Annotated in this window: 15 protein-coding genes; 5 read left to right on the top strand and 10 right to left on the bottom strand. The window is 41.9% G+C overall.

Annotation, left to right across the window (positions count from 1 at the left end; translation table 11 throughout):
- Positions 1 to 6: 6 nt before the first annotated feature.
- On the bottom strand, positions 7 to 639 hold the full coding sequence (locus ACF8FD_RS14340) for an alpha-ketoglutarate-dependent dioxygenase AlkB (protein WP_131229876.1): 633 nt from the start codon (positions 637 to 639) through the stop codon (positions 7 to 9).
- A 128-nt stretch (positions 640 to 767) separates the two neighbouring features.
- On the opposite strand from ACF8FD_RS14340, the gene ACF8FD_RS14335 reads away from it, so the two are divergent.
- Positions 768 to 2,570 (top strand): ABC transporter ATP-binding protein, encoded by a 1,803-nt coding sequence (locus ACF8FD_RS14335; RefSeq protein WP_392453519.1) that lies wholly within the window; start codon positions 768 to 770, stop codon positions 2,568 to 2,570.
- 54 nt (positions 2,571 to 2,624) lie between these two features.
- Here the strand turns inward: ACF8FD_RS14335 and pgsA are convergent, their stop codons facing one another.
- From pgsA to lpxO, 6 genes are all read right to left on the bottom strand, one after another.
- The gene (pgsA, locus tag ACF8FD_RS14330; protein WP_004692729.1) at positions 2,625 to 3,212 is read right to left on the bottom strand and encodes a CDP-diacylglycerol--glycerol-3-phosphate 3-phosphatidyltransferase; all 588 of its coding nucleotides are present in this window, start codon (positions 3,210 to 3,212) and stop codon (positions 2,625 to 2,627) included.
- A 106-nt stretch (positions 3,213 to 3,318) separates the two neighbouring features.
- Entirely contained in the window at positions 3,319 to 4,113 is a 795-nt protein-coding gene (locus tag ACF8FD_RS14325) for a thioesterase family protein (RefSeq protein WP_392453518.1), read from the bottom strand.
- A gap of 113 nt (positions 4,114 to 4,226) precedes the next feature.
- The gene (gene uvrC / locus ACF8FD_RS14320; RefSeq protein WP_148826871.1) at positions 4,227 to 6,026 is read right to left on the bottom strand and encodes an excinuclease ABC subunit UvrC; all 1,800 of its coding nucleotides are present in this window, start codon (positions 6,024 to 6,026) and stop codon (positions 4,227 to 4,229) included.
- 160 nt (positions 6,027 to 6,186) lie between these two features.
- Positions 6,187 to 6,531, bottom strand: coding sequence for a DUF2185 domain-containing protein (locus ACF8FD_RS14315; RefSeq protein WP_279700709.1), 345 nt, complete (start codon positions 6,529 to 6,531; stop codon positions 6,187 to 6,189).
- A 156-nt stretch (positions 6,532 to 6,687) separates the two neighbouring features.
- Entirely contained in the window at positions 6,688 to 7,095 is a 408-nt protein-coding gene (locus ACF8FD_RS14310) for a PH domain-containing protein (RefSeq protein WP_279700711.1), read from the bottom strand.
- 217 nt (positions 7,096 to 7,312) lie between these two features.
- Complete coding sequence (lpxO, locus tag ACF8FD_RS14305; protein WP_125273387.1) at positions 7,313 to 8,227, bottom strand: lipid A hydroxylase LpxO; 915 nt, start codon at positions 8,225 to 8,227, stop codon at positions 7,313 to 7,315.
- A gap of 479 nt (positions 8,228 to 8,706) precedes the next feature.
- Here lpxO and fadB point away from each other — a divergent pair, with 479 nt between their 5' ends.
- The 3 genes from fadB (at position 8,707) to ACF8FD_RS14290 (ending at position 13,846) form a co-directional block, all read left to right on the top strand.
- On the top strand, positions 8,707 to 10,860 hold the full coding sequence (fadB, locus tag ACF8FD_RS14300; protein ID WP_151835700.1) for a fatty acid oxidation complex subunit alpha FadB: 2,154 nt from the start codon (positions 8,707 to 8,709) through the stop codon (positions 10,858 to 10,860).
- A gap of 12 nt (positions 10,861 to 10,872) precedes the next feature.
- Positions 10,873 to 12,045 carry an acetyl-CoA C-acyltransferase FadA gene (gene fadA, locus ACF8FD_RS14295; protein WP_004692736.1) on the top strand — a complete coding sequence of 391 codons (1,173 nt, stop codon included), beginning with the start codon at positions 10,873 to 10,875 and terminating at the stop codon, positions 12,043 to 12,045.
- Positions 12,046 to 12,130: 85 nt separating this feature from the next.
- Positions 12,131 to 13,846, top strand: a complete 1,716-nt coding sequence (locus ACF8FD_RS14290) for an AIPR family protein (protein WP_205667285.1) — start codon at positions 12,131 to 12,133, stop codon at positions 13,844 to 13,846.
- A 52-nt stretch (positions 13,847 to 13,898) separates the two neighbouring features.
- On the opposite strand, the gene tehB is transcribed toward ACF8FD_RS14290, so the two are convergent.
- Entirely contained in the window at positions 13,899 to 14,771 is an 873-nt protein-coding gene (gene tehB, locus ACF8FD_RS14285) for an SAM-dependent methyltransferase TehB (protein ID WP_205667286.1), read from the bottom strand.
- 282 nt (positions 14,772 to 15,053) lie between these two features.
- Here tehB and ACF8FD_RS14280 point away from each other — a divergent pair, with 282 nt between their 5' ends.
- Complete coding sequence (locus ACF8FD_RS14280; protein WP_205667287.1) at positions 15,054 to 15,752, top strand: hypothetical protein; 699 nt, start codon at positions 15,054 to 15,056, stop codon at positions 15,750 to 15,752.
- Between the two features lie 60 nt (positions 15,753 to 15,812).
- Here the strand turns inward: ACF8FD_RS14280 and ACF8FD_RS14275 are convergent, their stop codons facing one another.
- Both ACF8FD_RS14275 and ACF8FD_RS14270 read right to left on the bottom strand, forming a co-directional pair.
- Entirely contained in the window at positions 15,813 to 16,085 is a 273-nt protein-coding gene (locus ACF8FD_RS14275) for a hypothetical protein (protein ID WP_005400961.1), read from the bottom strand.
- A gap of 112 nt (positions 16,086 to 16,197) precedes the next feature.
- On the bottom strand, positions 16,198 to 16,947 hold the full coding sequence (locus ACF8FD_RS14270) for a hypothetical protein (RefSeq protein WP_205667288.1): 750 nt from the start codon (positions 16,945 to 16,947) through the stop codon (positions 16,198 to 16,200).
- Between the last annotated feature and the right edge of the window lie 87 nt (positions 16,948 to 17,034).

The raw sequence follows: 17,034 nt of genomic DNA, 5'->3' as shown, positions 1-17,034 counted from the left end.
CTCAACTTAGCTTTGAGGCGCTGGATAGAAGTAGCGAAAGGTTAAATTCAGACGCGGCTCAGTGATTTTGCTAGATTTCATCAAAGCATGTTTCCAGTAGCGCTGTGTCTGTCCACGCATCACGATCAATTGCCCGCTGTGCAACATCAGCTCGACTTTTTCCTGTTTAAACTTGTGCTTAAAGCAAAACTTACGAGTTGCGCCAAAACTGAGTGAGGCAATCACCACATTTTCTTGCTGCGGCGAACGTAGTGAAGGCTCATCATCACTATGCCAGCCCACGGCTTGGCTGCCATTTTCATATAAATTGGCTAGGCACGAGTTAAATGGATGTCCCACCAATTGCTCAATATGTTGTTTTAAACGAAACAAAGCTGGATTCCATAACAGTGCTTGCTTGGCACTGCCCGAATAGTGATATTGGTACTCGGCATCGCCATACCACACCACTTTTCGTTCCGTGACATAACGTTTGCCATACAGTACGACCTCGTCAGGTTGCCATGCCAAATGTGCTAAAAAATAATCCAAATATTTTGCACTTTGCTCTGCCGTTAAAATCAAGCCCAAGTCCTGCACCTGCCCATCGAATGGGAGCAAGTTTGCTTGCGGTTCAGGACTAAACAGATCTAAGGTCATGACTTTTCCTCCTCTGCAAACAGTTTAACTGAATTTAGAACGACACAAATCAAAACAAAGTCACAGCTTGTCGCCTAGCTTCCTTATGCATACACTCATGTGAACTTTCACAATAAAAAGAAGCATGTATGAACCTTTGGCAGTTGTTTCAAAAGCTTCGCCCCTTTGTCCGCCCCTATCGGATATTGGTAGTTGCGACCTTGATCCTGACGCTGATTGGTTCCTTCACTGCTCAGGTCAATGCTCTGACTTTGCAATATGCTGTCGACAGTATCAACCGTCTGGTCGAACAAGGCCAAGGACTGACCGAAGGCCTCCATATTTTGATCACCATTTCTGTGATTTTACTCAGTAAAGAAATCATCAGTGCCTTAGTTCAGTTTGGTCAAAAGTTTTATGGGGAAAAGCTCCGCATTCTAGTATCACAAGACTTGGCGCAAAGTATTATCGAAAAATTCCTCAACTACCGTTTGGCTTTTTTTAATGCTGATCAAAACCAAGCAGGTAAGCTGCAAACGCGAATTGACCGTGGCATTGGTTCACTCACCCGTCTGGTACAAATCTTTTTTATCGATATTTTGCCACTTTTTAGCAGTGCCATTGTGGCACTGGGGCTGATGTACTATGCCAACTTCTACGTCGGTTTGGTGGCGACCAGTATTATCCCAATTTACTTTTGGCTGACCTTCCAACAAGCGAAGAAACTGGGCGGATGGCGGCGCAACCTGCGTGATGGCCGTGAAAAAAAGAGCCAAGGCATTCTCAGTATTATCCAGTCGATTAGCGTGATTAAGTCCTTTAACCGAGAGTCCATTGAGTCGACTAAACAACTGAAACTGCAAAAAGCACTAACCGATAACCAGATGCAAACGCGTCAACTCAGCTTTTTATTTGATGGCTTAAAGACCTTTATTGAACAAATCGGGATTGTGCTGATCATCATCCTCACGGCGTACTTTGTGCTCGATGGACAAATGAGCATTGGCATGATCATGTTTCATATTTTACTGTTTAATAATGTCTCTGCGCCAATTCATTCATTGCACCGTATTTATGATGAAGTAAATGATGCAATGATTTACGCAGAAAGCTTTTTTAAAATTTTAGAAGCAGATGATGCAATCGAGCAAAGTGGTGCACTCAAACCCAAAATTCAGGGAAAATTCAGCCTAAAGAGTGTCGATTTTTTCTACCCCAATGGTCATCATGCGCTTAAGCAAGTCAACATGGAAATTCGACCCAACAAAATCACGGCCTTGGTCGGTTTATCCGGTGCAGGAAAATCCACTTTAATTAGCTTATTAGATAAATTTTATCAGCCAGATACAGGAAAAATTGAGCTTGATGGAATTGATTTACAAGACATCGACACCGCCTATTTACGCGATCACATTGGCCTCGTCTTACAGAAAAATCACATTTTCCAAGGTAGTATTTTAGACAATATTCGCTATGGAAAAATCAATGCCAGTGATGAAGATGTCTATGCTGCCGCAGAAAAAGCCTCTATTCATGAACAAATTTTGCAGTTACCCGCAGCTTACCAATCCGATGCACTGATGCTTTCAGGCGGGCAACAACAACGCATTGCGCTGGCTCGCATGTTCCTCAAAAATCCACCAATTATTTTTCTCGATGAACCAACCGCCAGCCTCGATGCCATTGCCAGCGAGCAGATTAAACAGAGCCTCGATGAGATCAAACAAGGGCGAACGGTGATTATTATTTCGCATAGCTTGTCACAAATTATCGATGCCGATTATACCTATGTCATGAAGGAAGGCTGTATTGCAGAACACGGGGAACACGAAGCACTATACCGTCAGGATGGGGTCTATAAGGAAATTTTCGATGCCATGGCCAAGAGCCTCAATATTGGAAAAATTGCCAAGACTTTTGAAGATGATACTGAGGAAGAAACGCATAGCTAATGTATCTCAGGTACAAAAAAAAGCTCCCGCAGGAGCTTTTTAAAAATCTAAGAATCAAGGCTGTTTTAAATACGGCCAAGCTGCTTTGAGATAAATAAACATCGACCACAAAGTCAAAATTACTGCGGTATACAACAATGCATAAGCCAACATTTCAAGCGGCTGCCAATTCAGTAAGAACACGGTAATTGCAATCATTTGAAAAGCGGTTTTATATTTCCCAACCGTAGACACGGCTACATTGGTACGTGCACCTAACTCTGCCATCCATTCACGCAGTGCTGACACCGTAATTTCACGGGAAATAATCACAATCGCCGCAAATGCCATCGAAATTTCTGGTTTCCACTGCACCAACACGATCAGTGCTGCTGCCACCATCAATTTATCCGCAACAGGGTCTAAGAAACGCCCAAATGCAGAGGTCTGATTTAAAGTCCTCGCCAAATAACCATCGAACCAATCTGTCACCGCTGCAACGACAAAAATAGACGTCAACAAAATATGACGAGACATACTTACCGCTTGTTCAGCGATACCCATTACAGGGGGCCAATAGGCCACCAACAAAAAGACCGGAATTAAGGCAATACGTGCCAAGGTCAAGATATTAGGAATATTCAGGATGCGACCTGTAGTCATAAACACCGCCAGTTGTTTCCCTCATGTACGATGAAAATGCACACTTTTTTGAGGTTTAATCCATCGTTAATAGCGCCCACTTTATACGAATTGACCTAAGGTGTCACTAGGCAAACACGGTAACTGTTTGACGCGAAATTGCAATTAAACGATTCTGATCATCCCACAAATAGGCGGCTTCGGTGGAATATCCATCCGCAGCATATTGCGTTTCAACGTGGTACTTCATCCAATCGTGTAACTGATTTTTCAGCGGATGCACATAGGTCAAATGCCATGTTAGCGAACTGGCAGGTGCCATACGTTTAAACATCGGTAGCACCCCTGGTGGCCAAATGTCCATCGACACCATGAGGTCGGCTACGGTCATGTCTCGATTTTCATGTAAGTCTGGATTAAACCGATACCAGCCAGAAAAGTCAGGCTTTGGGCTGGCTGTACACGGATACTGTCCTGTCACCCAAACCATATCCAGCTGCTTAAAGCACTCAGGCGCAAGCGGATGATGCGGCGCTGTTGTAAGACCATCAACCGTTGGAAACGCTGGTGCTACAGGTTCTTGATGAACATGAATACTCGATTCACGCTGTGTCCCGAAGCTTGCCACTAAAATGCTTTGAACTGCATCATCCTGCCATAAACGTACTTCCAAGGTGGTAACCGACTTACCTTGACGTAGAATCTCGCTGGTTAAACGAACTTTGGCTTGTTGTACTGGCCCAACAAAAGTCACGCTACAACTGAGTAAATGCTTCGTGTCATCGGCAAGAGTCAACAATGCTTTTTGCATCATTAAACCTGCGACCAGTCCCCCATAAATCGTGCGTCCTTGTAACCAACCTGTAGGAATATCAATCGATTCTTGTTCTGCTAAAGCTTGATAACTGTGTTGAAGTGACATGTGGCATCCTTGTTTTAAATTCCGTCCATATCTTTACAACACAATTCAACCAATGTGAATGATCAATGACCCATGCGTCAATGAACACTTTTGTCAACGCAGTGGATGCTGTTCTATTCATGTAAGACTTTATAAATAGTACGGGCCATCACTTCGCCTAAACCGGGGACTAGGGTTAAGTCTTTCTCGGATGCCTTTAACACCCCTTGAATTCCGCCAAAGTGCGTCAACAAATCGCGGCGTCGTTTCGGCCCCAACCCCGGAATCACTTCCAAAATCGATGAACCCCGTTTTTTATCACGTTTAGCCCGATGTTTAGTAATCGCAAAGCGATGTGCCTCATCACGTACCTGTTGTATCAAATGCAACGCTTTATGGTCTTCAGGCAACTGAATTTTAGTTCCATCGGTAAAGTGTAGGGTTTCAAGGCCCGGTTTACGCCCCTCGCCTTTTGACACCCCGACCATAAAGGCCTCTAAACCCAGCTCTTGCATGACGTCCATCGCCATATGCAACTGCCCTTTACCACCATCAATCAGCAATAAATCAGGCAGCATGGCTTTTTTATAACGACGGGTCAGCGCTTGACGCATTGCGGCATAGTCATCGCCTGCGGTAATGTCTTGAATTGAAAACTGACGATAATCGCGCTTACGAATGCCTCCACTGTCGAATACCACACACGAAGCCACGGTTTCTTCACCCATGGTATGTGAGATGTCAAAACATTCGATCCGATCAATCGGACGTCCCACCACTTGTTCAAGTTGATGGAAACGCTCATTCAGCTCAAAGTGATTGGCCAATTGCCCTTTGATCGCATGCTGTACATTCATCTGTGCCAGCTCTAACCATTCTGCACGTGTCTCACGCACGCTATGTTTAATCTGTACTTTCTTATCAAACTGTTGTTGTAACGCTTGTTCCAGTTCTTTTCGATCGGGCAATTCGACATTTACAATCACCTCACTGGGTACTTCATCTGCCACTTGGAAATAAAAGTTCGCTATGAAGTCAGCCAGCATTTGCCCCAAACCCTCTCCGAGCATATCTGGAAAATAACTTTTTCCTCCGAGCATTTTCCCGTTGCGCACATGCATAATCTGCACACAGGTCACTCCTGCCTGATAGGCAATCGCTAAAATATCTGCCTCACCTTTGAGCTTATAAATGGCTTGTTGAGACTGGACATCCCGCAGCAGCGCCATACGGTCACGGTAAAACACCGCTTTTTCAAATTCTAAGGCTTCGGCCGCTTGCTCCATTTTCGCAATCAGTTCTTGATTCAGCTCTTTGGTGTCCCCTTGTAAAAAACGAATCGAGTTATCGACATCATTTTTATACTCTTCAGGGCTAATGAGTCCCACACACGGCGCTGAACAACGTTTAATTTGATACTGCAAACAAGGACGCTTACGCTGTGAAAAATAGCTATTTTCACACTGACGAACATTAAACAGCTTTTGCAAAACCAACAAAGTATCCCGTGCATTATAAGCGCTCGGATACGGTCCAAAAAACTTTCCGACTTGGTGTTTGCCTTTGCCTCGACCCGATGCAATCCGTGGATACGGTTTGTCGGCAGAGACAAAGATATACACATAGGACTTATCGTCCCTGAGCATGATGTTATAGGGTGGACGGTGCAGCTTAATCAGGTTTTGTTCAAGCAGCAGTGCTTCAGTTTCGGAACGAACAACTAAGGTTTCGATGTCATAAATACGCGCCACCAAAGCCTGCGTCTTCGGGTGCTCAATGGTTTTGACAAAATAACTCGAGACACGATTTTTTAAATTTTTCGCTTTGCCTACATACAGCAGTTCACCGTCTTTACCGAGCATGCGATAAACGCCCGGCAGTGTGGTCATATTGGCTAAAATTTTTTCGATATGTTCTCGTGCGTTTTCGTTCACAGGGTTCCCTAATTTTCTCGGCTCGCCGTCAACTGTTTTGCTTAGGCTTAGCCTTTGATCTGTCTTTTAGATTGGGCATGTCTGACGCATTTCAAGCACATGAAAGAGCATTTCAAAACCAGTCTGGCTGGCAAAAGACGTTGATGCTGAGGTTGAAGGCTTACTCCAGATCCATCGCTTCAAAGTCGATCCGTTCAAACACACCTTGTTCATTGCGGGCAAAGTGACTTCCCGCAGGCGCATTTAAGTGAGCAATGATGTCCGCATCATAATTGGCAATCACATTGACCTCATAAAAACCTAAATTTTCAGGGTCTTCAATATAGTCATCTCCTTCTTCACCCGATAAAAAAACCCAACCACTTTCATCGCTAGATTGTGCTTCTTCACGGTACATGTAGGCCACTTTTAGGCCTTGCACCGTAATCATATTTGATGCGATACAACTTCCCATATGCGGCACTAAAGTTTGAATTTGTGTCGGACTCAATTGATACGACTTCATAAGCATATCCTTCAACGGCAAGTAGACGTTTTGCAAGTGGAGGTTTGTGGGAGTGAATAGGACACAAGTTTATTTTACTTTAGTCCTCACGGCATATTTGAGCAAGGCTTTCACTCGCTTAGGCCCGTAAAGCATACAACGTGCCTAAGACTATATTTATGACAATTTTAACGCAGCTTTAAACGCTACTTTGTCTTTCGGTGACACCAAAATGGTTTTGGTTTGGCCCTGTTTCAAGTATTCAATCTTTAGACGATCTAAGGACAAGGCTGGTGAACTGATGGAATTATCGGTTTCAGAAACAGACTGTATCGCGCTTAAGGGAATGATCCATTTAAAACAGAGACTGCGAATCATCAGTTGCTCCTGATCGACCACATAGCGAGTACTCCACAGCGGCCACCACAGCAAAACAATAGTCAAAGCATAGACCACAACGAACAAGAGGTTTTGCATCAAAATACCTTTGCCATAGGTGGTCAAAATCAATTGGGCCAACAGGCCTGACATGGCAATAATAAACCCCAAAAACCACCAGTCCATCTTCGAACGAAACTTCTGCACCTTGGAACCTCATGCTTTATCTAAGTTATAAGTTGCGATCTTAAAAATGACACAGATACGCGCTCATGTTGTTTTTAGTTTTAACTGGATAAAGCATAAAGCCATGCGTGGTTCGAATCCACTGTAAGCCTTGAAATAAATAGAAAAATCAAAAGGGCAGATAGGCTTCCCCTTTTCTGCCCAAATAAAAAACGCCCCTCAGGGCGTTTAATGTGCTTTAAAACACATAAGGTCGAACAAAGATCAGGAAGAAAATTCCGAGCATCAGGAACCACTTTAAGAAGTAGTACAGTTGACGGTTGGTTTTCTTCAAAGCTTTGGCTTTGATCCGCACTTGATAGACATAACCAAAGACTTTATTCAGTCCACCCGTTTGATCCCCTGCTTCATTTGGAGAGCTGGCAGCGGTCATGACTTTTTTACCAAACCAGTGATTGAAACGTTCCATAAAGCGTGTCTTTAACGGACGCTCGACATCAGCAAAGAAAATAATGCGGTTTTGATCCGTGGTGTTTTCGGCATAGTGAATATAAGTTTCATCAAAGACCACACTTTCACCATCCCTCCATGAATAGCGCTCACCATCCACATCAATAAAGCAGCGGTCATCGTTCGGTGTGATCAGCCCCAAGTGATAACGCAATGAACCCGCATAAGGGTCACGGTGACGAACCAAACGGCTGTCAGGTGCCAGCTCGGTAAACATCGCGGCTTTAATGGTCGGCAAGGTTTTCAGCAACGCCGTCGTTTTTGGACAAAGTTCAGCGGCTGAGGGATGTGCAGAGTCATACCATTTCAGATAAAAACGCTTCCAGCCTGTTTTGAAAAAGGAATTAAACCCCAAGTCATCATAACTACTCGATGCTTTAATTCCGCCTTTCTCATATAAAGCTTTTGCTTCATCACGAATCATTTCCCAGTTTTCATCCAACACTTTTAAGTCTTGAAAATGCTGAGTGTCGATATACGGCTGATTCGGCACCTTTGAAAACATGTACATGAGGTAGTTAATCGGTGCAAGAATCGTTGAATGATCGAAAAATTGACGATAAAACGAGTGACGAACCTTCCCACGTTGCTGAATATAAAGTGCAGAAAGAATAAAAATCGCCAGAATGATCCACTTAATCATATGAAAACCTGGAAACCAAAGAAAACGAAATAAAAGAAAAAGACCGGTATTCGGTCTAGACTGCGAATTATAACATACGCTGCAAAGTACGTCCTATTTCCAGCTTTTCATCACAAGTTTTCATTCTGTTTGGGTTTACCTGCAAGTGCAGCATTGACTAAATTGCCAAAATCGGCACAAATATTGACTTGAAATATAAGGACGCTGTCTAATCATTTTTTAATCACTCATCCATAAAAAATCTTAACCGAAACAAAAACTTCACTCTATTTAGGCCGCATCATTCAAAAATACATCACGCAAGCACACGAAATAATTGAATAAAAATAGATGACCCTTGCGTCACGGCTTGATACAACTTGTTATGTTCTTTTTCGATATAGTTATCGTAAGATTGGCGGAGCATAGATGTACGTAGGAATGACGTACTCGCTTCACAACATCAACTTAGAAGTCCTCCAAAATAAAGGAGATCAGGCATGATCCACGCTGGCAATGCCATTACCGTCCAAATGCTTTCGGACGGAATTGCAGAATTCCGCTTTGACTTACAAGGTGAGTCAGTCAACAAATTTAACCGTGCAACGATTGAAGATTTCAAAGCTGCAATTGACGCTGTTAAAGCAAACGGTGACATCAAAGGCTTAATCGTTACTTCGGCTAAATCTACATTTATCGTTGGCGCAGATATTACTGAATTTGGTGCAAACTTCGCTCAAGGCGAACAAGCGATTGTGGATTGGGCATTGCCTGTTCACGACATCTTCAACGCATTTGAAGATTTAGAGATTCCTAAAGTTGCAGCGATCAATGGTATGGCATTGGGCGGCGGCTTTGAAATGTGCCTCGTGTGTGACTATCGTGTGATGTCAGAAGCGGCTCAAGTCGGTCTTCCTGAAATCAAACTGGGCATCTTCCCTGGTTTCGGTGGTACGGTTCGTTTAAGCCGTCTAATTGGTATCGACAATGCAGTTGAATGGATGGCCATGGCTAATCCTAAACGCCCTGATGCGGCACTGAAAGACGGTGCGGTTGATGCGGTTGTTGCTGCAGACAAACTACAAGACGCTGCAATTGACTTGGTTAAACAAGCCCTTGCTGGCCGTGTAGACTGGAAAGCAAAACGCCAAGAAAAACTTGACCCAGTTAAATTGAACCCAATCGAACAAATGATGGCGTTCAACTCGGCAAAAGGTGCGGTACTTGCAAAAGCAAATCCTGCTCAATACCCTGCGCCTAAACTTCTTCTTGACTCATTACAAGCAGGTGCAAGCCTTCCACGTAATGAAGCACTTCAAGCTGAAGCGGCTGGTTTTGCAAAAGCAGCGATTACACCACAAGCAGGTGCATTGATTGGTTTATTCATCAATGACCAAGTGGTGAAGAAAACTTCGAAGAAATATGAAAAAGGTGCACACCCTGTCAACCAAGCGGCTGTATTGGGCGCGGGTATCATGGGTGGTGGTATTGCTTACCAAGCGGCAAGCAAAGGCACACCAATCATCATGAAAGACATTGGTAACCCGCAACTTGCTTTGGGTATGAAAGAAGCCAATGGCTTACTGACCAAACAAGTTGAACGTAAGAAGATGAAACCTGCTCAAATGGGTGAAACTCTTGCGCGCATCCGTCCGACTTTAAGCTATGACGAGTTTAAAGAAGTGGACATCGTGATTGAAGCAGTAACTGAAAATCCAAAAGTAAAAGGCATTGTACTTGCTGAAACTGAGAAGAATGTTCGTGACAACACGATTATTGCTTCAAATACTTCAACAATTTCAATCACACGTTTGGCTGAAAACCTACAACGTCCTGAAAACTTTGTCGGTATGCACTTCTTTAACCCAGTACACATGATGCCATTGGTCGAAGTGATCCGTGGTGAGAAGACTTCGGCTGAAGCGATTGCGACCACGGTTGTTCTTGCTCAGAAAATGGGTAAAACACCAATCGTTGTGAACGACTGCCCAGGTTTCCTTGTAAACCGCGTCTTGTTCCCTTACTTCGGTGCATTTGACCTTCTATTGAAAGACGGTGCTGACTTCCAACAAGTCGACAAAGTCATGGAAAAATTCGGCTGGCCTATGGGTCCTGCTTACCTAATCGACGTTGTTGGTATCGACACGGGCGTTCACGGTGCAGAAGTCATGGCTGAAGGTTTCCCTGACCGTATGAAGCCAGACTTCAAAGGTTCAATCGAAATCATGTACGAAAACAAACGTTTGGGTCAAAAGAACGACGTTGGTTTCTACAAATATGAACTTGACCGTAAAGGCAAAAAAGCCAAAGTGGTTGATCCAACTGCGTATGAGCTTGTTGCTACTGTGGCAACTGCGGAAAAACGTGAGTTTGATGCTCAAGAAATCATTGACCGTATGATGCTTGCTTTCTGTAACGAAACTGTTCGTTGCCTAGAAGACAACATCGTAGCGACTGCTTCTGAAGCAGACATGGCGATGATTATGGGTGTCGGTTTCCCTCCATTCCGTGGTGGTCCATGCCGTTACATCGACCAAACAGGTGTTGCTGAATACGTTGCACTTTGCGACAAATACGCACACTTAGGTAAGGCTTATGAAGCGCCACAAATGTTGCGTGACATGGCTGCTAACAACAAAAAATTCTACGGTTAAGGAGCAACGTGAATGGCTACTTTAAATCCACGTGACGTTGTCATCGTTGATGGCGTACGTTCAGCAATGGGTAAAACCAAAAACGGTATGTTCCGCAATGTACGTGCTGACAGCTTATCGGCTGAATTGGTTCGTGCTTTAGTTGCTCGTAACCAGTTTGACACCAATGAAGTTGAAGACCTGATCTGGGGCTGTGTAAACCAGACTTTAGAACAAGGTATGAACATTGGTCGTAACATTGGCTTATTGGCTGACCTTCCAAAAACTGTGGCAGGTCAAACAGTTAACCGTCTTTGTGGTTCTTCTATGCAAGCGCTTCACACGGCTGCTGCACAGATTGCAACCAACCAAGGTGATATCTTCATCATCGGTGGTGTAGAGCACATGGGTCACGTCGGCATGATGCACGGCATCGACCTGAACCCAGAAGCATCTAAACATTATGCAAAAGCGTCGAACATGATGGGCTTAACTGCTGAAATGTTAGGTCGTATGAACGGCATTACGCGTGAAGAACAAGATGCGTTCGGTGTTGAATCTCACCGCCGCGCTTGGGCTGCAACGCAAGAAGGCCGTTTCAAAAATGAAATCGTGGGTGTTGAAGGTCATGATGCCAATGGCTTCAAAATCCTTTGCGACATCGACGAAGTGATTCGTCCAGATGCAAACCTTGAAGCATTCAAAGGTTTACGTCCTGTATTTGACCCGAAAGGCGGTACAGTAACAGCTGCGACTTCTTCAGCTTTGTCTGATGGTGCATCTGCAATGTTGTTGATGTCTGCTGAACGTGCTCAAGCTTTAGGTCTTAAGCCTCGTGCTGTGATTCGCTCTATGGCGGTTGCAGGCTGTGACGCTGCAATCATGGGTTATGGTCCTGTACCTGCAACTCAAAAAGCGCTTAAACGTGCTGGTTTAAGCATGGCGGATATCCAAACCATCGAGTTAAACGAAGCGTTTGCTGCACAAGGCTTATCAGTAATGAAGGGCTTAGGTGTTTATGAGAAGCAAGACATCATTAACTTAAATGGTGGCGCGATTGCACTGGGTCACCCATTGGGCTGTTCTGGTTCACGTATTACCACGACGCTGTTGAACGTGATGGAACAGCAAGATACGCAAATTGGTCTTGCGACCATGTGTATCGGTTTGGGTCAAGGTATCGCGACCATTATCGAACGTGTTTAATACCCTAATTTGATGTATAAAAATCCTCGCTAAATGCGGGGATTTTTTATATTATCCAACTAACTGCATGATATTAAATCACTATATGGACCGTATCACAAAAACCTTACTAAATGACTTTCTTAAAACACAAGAAATAGTTAACAAGGACGAAAGTTCAAATTTTGAGAAATTTGTAAATTATTCTATTTTAAGTAATGAATATAATAAAAGTTTCGATATTGACTCTATTTCTATTGGATCAGGAAATGATACAGGTATCGATGGATTAGCTATTATTGTCAATGGACATTTAATTGAAGAACTTAACGAAATAGATGATCTTCTTGCACAAAATGGTTATTTAGATGTTAAATATATATTTATTCAATCAAAAACATCATCAACTATTGATACCAGTGAAATGCTTCAGTTTTATAATGGCGTGTATGATTTTTTCTCAGAAGAACATAAGCTCGTTAGAAATGAAGATATTAAAAAGCTATCAGAAATCTCAGATTATATTTTCACTTTGGCATCAGACTTTAAGCAAAATCCATCATGTAAAATCATCTATATTACAACAAGTACAACTGTGATTGAGGATACAAATATCCGAGCATGTATCAAAGTAAATAGGCAGCATCTTGAGCAATTAAACTTATTTGAAAATATTGATTTTATTATTCATGGAGCAAATGATTTAGGAAAATTATATAGAAAAACAAAAACTCCTTTATCCTGTACCATTCAATTCCCCAATAAAATTACATTACCAGAAACTCTAGGAATTGATGAATCTTACTATGGTTTCTTGCAATTTTCTGAATTTAAAAAATTAATTATTGACCAAAATGATAATATTCAAAATGTATTTGAAGATAACGTCAGAGATTTTCAAGGGTTAAATGCCGTTAACTTAAAAATTGAGGAAACTTTAAAATCTGATAATCCTCATTTATTTAGTGTACTTAATAATGGGGTAACTATTGTTGCTAATGAAATAAAAATTTCTGGTGACAAATGTACTTTATTTGATTTTCAAATTGTTAATGGATGCCAAACCAGTAATATTTTATATCAAAATAGAATATTAGATACTTTATCCAATATGAATATCCCAATAAAATTAATAGTAACAACTGATGATGATATAAAATCTAAAATCACTGTTTCAACAAATAGTCAAACGGCTGTAAAAAAAGAACAATTATCAGCAATGACTGATTTTCAAAAAAACTTGGAGCATTATTATAATGCTATGGAAGGTGATGGCAGATTATATTATGAGCGACGTGCTAATCAATACAATAATGATTCAAGTGTTGTCAAAAAAAGAATCATAAGTGTTTCAAATCAAATTAAATCTTTTTCTTCAATTTTCCGCCAAGATCCACATCTCGTTACAACATACTTTGGGCAAATTGCAAAAGAAATAGGAAACAAAAAATCTAAACTTTTTGAAAATGACCATCAATTCGCGTCTTATTATTTGGCAGGATTAATCTTTTATAAGTTGGATACGTTATTCGCAAGTAATGAAATTGATAAAAAATTTAAAAAAGTTAAATTTTACATAATTATGTTATTCCCTTTACTAGCTTCCAAAGAAAACTTCCCTCCTTTAAATAGTCACAATAAGGTTGAAAAATATTGCAATCCTATTATTAAAATCCTATTGGAAGAGGCTTTATGTAAGAATGTGTTTAAAAAAGCTATCAATATAATTGAACTATCAGGAGCCAAGATAGAAGATAAGGAAGCATTAAAATCGAAAAAGATGACCGAACAGATTCTAACTGCCCTTAAAGACAATACTTAATCCGTACAAAGGGAGGTAAAACTCCCTTTTCATTTTCGAGCGCATTAAAACATTAAAAATCATCAACCCGCTGCGCCAATAACGTCGCAAAATGCTGCTTAATCCGATTACCCTGCTTATCGACCCGATGTAACTCACCTACATTTTCATTGTATTTCACAATGTTCCAGCCATCGTATAGCGCACTTAACTCGCCTGCTTTAAAAGCAAATGGAAAGTCAGGCTGTACAGGAATATCATCGGTATCCATCGCACAGACAATCAAGTTAAATCCATTTACATTTGTGGCTTGCTGCATCTGCGCAATCAATGGTTTCACAGTTGGCGCTTCTAAAAACATCATCACCACCGTACAGCAAATAAAGTCGTATGTGCCGGTAATGCTTGGGTCAGCATTGAGGTCACGCTGTTGCAGATGAATCTTTTGAATGCCTTCGGCATCTATAATTTGCTGTAGTTTTTGCAAACTTTGCGGATTCACATCCCAAGCATCTACTTCAAAGCCCTGCTGATTTAAATACAGCGAATTTCGCCCCTGCCCACAGCCGACATCCAAAGCCCGACCACCGTGTAAATACGGCATAGCCGCCAAAATTTCTGAGTGGGTAGGTGAAAGCTGATATTTCTTATAAAAATAATCCTGCGAGGTACAGTAAAATTGCAGCTGACACTCTATGTCGTCACTGGTCGAAACAATTTTGTGCCATGCTTGAGGCTGAATAAATGGTGGCTGTTGCTCAGCTGTAAACAGATGTTCAGATTGCACTTGACCTGCCTCATCTAGAAAAGCAAAACTCAGCTCACCTTGATAAATCTTTAGCTTTGCCCACGTGCCCGCTTTGGTATTGTGTTGATTTTTAAACCCTTGCGGAATGGTCTGCGCAGTCCACACAGGCAGTTCTTTATAACAAATCAAGTTTTGCATCAGCCTATTTCCCACCTTGTTATGACGTATTCGCCAGTCCATAATTTTTTATCAAGCGCCTGCATGATCATAGCCAGTTCCTACTCAAATGAACATTCATTCGTTATCTAGAAACAGCAGATGGATAAAAAATAAAATCTGTTGCCACGGCATTGAGCGACTCCTAGAACGTTCATGACTTTAAAATTTTGAGCTTTGGCGACTTTTTGAACATTTTAATGATAGGCTTAAAGACAATAAAAATTCAGCTTAACTATATTTCAAATGAGTCGGAGTCTATCGATGTTTGCATCACCTTTAAAAACCATCATTTGCTTAGGCGTCATGGGAACATTATTCACAGGCTGCGCCACCAAAACCCTGATGACCAAAGACAATAAAACCTATACCCGTACCAGCAAAGTGACCTTGATTGAAGACCAAGTGGTGGCTTTTGGCAAACCCGCTCAGCCTCTGCCGAATTTACCTGTGCATAGTTTAGTGATTGCAGGGCAACAAAAAAGTTATGTATTGACCCAAGGTGGGCCTCAATTTGTCAGCTTGATTGGGAAACTAGACCCGAAAAATATTCAAGTGACCCGAGAACTAAGTTTCTATTCAGAAAAGAATGATGGTCATTTTACGGGAACACTGCCACTGTCTTATGTGAAGCTCAAAGAAGACATCAGCAAGAAAGATCTGGAATTTTTTATTGAAAATGGCGCGAAGGAATGTTCAAGTTCCAGCGATGAACGCATGTTTGCGCAGCGTTTCTGTTTCGAGATAAAACTGGCAGGTGTGGTTTACCCTGCGGCGAACAATTTAGCGTCTTTAAAAGCTTTGAGTAAGCCTTATCAGGTGAGCATTTATACCCACCAAGAGGAAAGTTATAAATCGAAGTCGGGCATGAATCCTTTTGAAAAATTAGTGCTGCTGCCTTTTGCCGTCGCAATTGATGTGGTCAGCCTACCCTTCCAAGCAGCCGATAAAATTTTTGATTAAGACAATAATAAAAGCACAGCGCCTAGAACGAATCAGGCGCTGTACTGTTGTGTGAAGGATTTAAATTAAGAGCTCGCCCATCAACCAAGCCATATACTTTTCTTTATCCATAAAGTCAGGCGCGCTGCCCGTATCTAGACTGAAGTACTGTTGGTTGAACTGAATCACGATCTGTTCGGTGTGATGCCAGTCTTCGATCATTTTGAAATATTGGTTGAAGAAAAATCGATTCTTCCCCCAGTTGCTTAAGCGTTCTAATTTTGGATAGTTTTTATTTTCTACAAACTCACTATACACATGCTGAATATCATCAAAAACGTGTATGGTTCTCATGACTCACCTGCCTACACTGAAAAGTCGTCATCGTTGTGATGCTTTTAATCTAGCAGCCAATTTTGAACAACAGATGACAGTCCGCTTACAAGACTGTCATCTTTGCACGGTGTTATAACTTCTGTTCTACCTCTTTTTGGGTCTGTTTTTCGACCTGCTGCATCTGGCTATTCAGTGTCAAAATCTCTTTATACAGTGCATTAAACTGCTGTAGTGGTGCATCTTCATAAAACATAAAGGTGTTATTTTTCTTTTCCCATTGGTTATTTTTTAGCACCAAGAAAATTTGATCCGCCTTGGCTAAATTCTGTTGTTCAAGACTAAACAGGCGGGTGGCTTCATGGCTTTTTTCACTGGCTTTCATGCTGTCGGTCAGTTGATGGCGGAACCGCGAAGATATTGCTAAATCTTTGGCCTGAGCAATGGCCTCTTTTTGACGTTGTTCAACCTGCTGTGCATAGCTCTCAACAACAGCATGTACGTCTTTCAGCATTTGCTCCGTTTCAGCATAATTGTTCTTTTTGTCTTTGCTTAATCGGTCAATATTTAGAAACTGATCCCAATTTAAGGCTTTTAAATCTCGCAGATATTGATTACGCGCTTCGGCATTTTGCAGCATATGACTGAGCACAAACTCCGCCATAATTTGATAGTCACCTGTCAGACGTGGGTCTTTTACATCGACTTGAATTGGTGTGGTCCAATCTTGAGCTTGTTTGTAAATTTGTTCAGTCTTTTCATACAGCACCGTTTCATAGCTTTGTAGCTGCTGCTGCTCTTTTTGTTGTTGAGAATACTGATAAAACATCCAACCAAAAACGGCACTGGTCGCAAGAACTAAAATCAACACGATACGTCGCATGTCCAGCTTCCTCTTCATTTCTTTTCATCATAGCAAATATAGGCACATGATCAATATTTCAACATGTTATCGATATTTGAGGATGCT

The sequence above is a fragment of the Acinetobacter sp. TYF_19 genome (assembly GCF_043105125.1).
Lineage (GTDB): Bacteria > Pseudomonadota > Gammaproteobacteria > Pseudomonadales > Moraxellaceae > Acinetobacter > Acinetobacter johnsonii.
The sequence above is the reverse complement of the archived record's forward strand: the minus strand, read 5'-3'. Positions and strand labels throughout refer to the sequence as shown.

Excerpts from the sequence above, each read along its gene's own strand:
- ACF8FD_RS14340 (WP_131229876.1), bottom strand. The coding sequence starts at position 639 with ATGACCTTAGATCTGTTTAGTCCTGAACCGCAAGCAAACTTGCTCCCA.
- ACF8FD_RS14335 (WP_392453519.1), top strand. The coding sequence starts at position 768 with ATGAACCTTTGGCAGTTGTTTCAAAAGCTTCGCCCCTTTGTCCGCCCC.
- pgsA (WP_004692729.1), bottom strand. The coding sequence starts at position 3,212 with ATGACTACAGGTCGCATCCTGAATATTCCTAATATCTTGACCTTGGCA.
- ACF8FD_RS14325 (WP_392453518.1), bottom strand. The coding sequence starts at position 4,113 with ATGTCACTTCAACACAGTTATCAAGCTTTAGCAGAACAAGAATCGATT.
- ACF8FD_RS14315 (WP_279700709.1), bottom strand. The coding sequence starts at position 6,531 with ATGAAGTCGTATCAATTGAGTCCGACACAAATTCAAACTTTAGTGCCG.
- lpxO (WP_125273387.1), bottom strand. The coding sequence starts at position 8,227 with ATGATTAAGTGGATCATTCTGGCGATTTTTATTCTTTCTGCACTTTAT.
- fadB (WP_151835700.1), top strand. The coding sequence starts at position 8,707 with ATGATCCACGCTGGCAATGCCATTACCGTCCAAATGCTTTCGGACGGA.
- fadA (WP_004692736.1), top strand. The coding sequence starts at position 10,873 with ATGGCTACTTTAAATCCACGTGACGTTGTCATCGTTGATGGCGTACGT.
- ACF8FD_RS14290 (WP_205667285.1), top strand. The coding sequence starts at position 12,131 with ATGGACCGTATCACAAAAACCTTACTAAATGACTTTCTTAAAACACAA.
- tehB (WP_205667286.1), bottom strand. The coding sequence starts at position 14,771 with ATGCAAAACTTGATTTGTTATAAAGAACTGCCTGTGTGGACTGCGCAG.
- ACF8FD_RS14280 (WP_205667287.1), top strand. The coding sequence starts at position 15,054 with ATGTTTGCATCACCTTTAAAAACCATCATTTGCTTAGGCGTCATGGGA.
- ACF8FD_RS14275 (WP_005400961.1), bottom strand. The coding sequence starts at position 16,085 with ATGAGAACCATACACGTTTTTGATGATATTCAGCATGTGTATAGTGAG.
- ACF8FD_RS14270 (WP_205667288.1), bottom strand. The coding sequence starts at position 16,947 with ATGCGACGTATCGTGTTGATTTTAGTTCTTGCGACCAGTGCCGTTTTT.